The organism is Bacillus sp. 05T31 (genome assembly GCF_056396725.1).
This window is the reverse complement of sequence record NZ_JBFTMA010001147.1, coordinates 1-814: the sequence shown is the minus strand read 5'-3', so window position 1 is coordinate 814 and position 814 is coordinate 1. Positions and strand designations below refer to the sequence as shown.

2 protein-coding genes are annotated in these 814 nt (G+C 32.8%); both read left to right on the top strand.

The genetic code is table 11. The features are described 5' to 3' along the window. Nucleotides 1-132: 132 nt before the first annotated feature. Nucleotides 133-591 carry a lipoprotein signal peptidase LspA gene (gene lspA / locus AC1DJR_RS31995; RefSeq protein ID WP_002128849.1) on the top strand — a complete coding sequence of 153 codons (459 nt, stop codon included), beginning with the start codon at nt 133-135 and terminating at the stop codon, nt 589-591. A 4-nt stretch (nt 592-595) separates the two neighbouring features. Then, a partial coding sequence (locus AC1DJR_RS31990; RefSeq protein ID WP_477004468.1) for a S4 domain-containing protein occupies nt 596-814 on the top strand: 219 nt, incomplete at its 3' end.

The window sequence follows — 814 nt, the reverse complement described above, 5'->3', positions numbered from 1 at the left end:
ATGTATGAATACGCACAACGATATTATGTTACCTTTTTTTAATTTATTTTATTCTTCTACAAAGGTTCATTGTGAAAAGGTAGCAGCTATGCTAAAATTTTGAGGTACACTGTCTTTGTGGGGGAAATGAAAATGATATATTATGTAATAGCGTTATTTGTCATTGCCATCGATCAAATATCGAAGTGGCTAATTGTAAAGAACATGGAATTGGGTACGAGCATTCCGATTATCGATAATGTATTATACATAACATCTCATCGAAATAGAGGAGCTGCCTGGGGTATTTTAGAAAATAAAATGTGGTTTTTCTACATTATTACAGTCATTTTCGTAGCATTTATCGTATTTTATATGAAAAAATATGCGAAAACGGACAAGCTTCTAGGTATTTCATTAGGTCTAATTTTAGGCGGAGCAATTGGCAATTTTATTGATCGTGTATTTAGACAAGAAGTAGTGGATTTCATTCACGTGTATATTTTCTCGTACAACTATCCGGTATTCAATATAGCTGACTCAGCATTATGTATTGGAGTTGTATTAATTATTATTCAAACAGTATTAGAAGGAAAGAAAGCGAAGGAGTAATTGAATGAGTGAAGTAGTACAAGTAACAGTTGCAGAAGAACAAAAAAGCGAGCGAATTGATAAATTCGTTGCAGAAATAAACAGTGAATGGTCACGTTCACAAGTGCAGCAATGGATTAAAGATGCTGTTGTGACAGTAAATGGAAAATCAGTTAAAGGGAATTATAAAGTAAAAGGAAATGATGAAATTACAGTAACAATTCCCGAGCCAGAAGAGTTAGAT

Bases quoted from the DNA above. Each gene is read 5' to 3' on its own strand.
- lspA (WP_002128849.1), top strand. From the start codon at position 133: ATGATATATTATGTAATAGCGTTATTTGTCATTGCCATCGATCAAATA.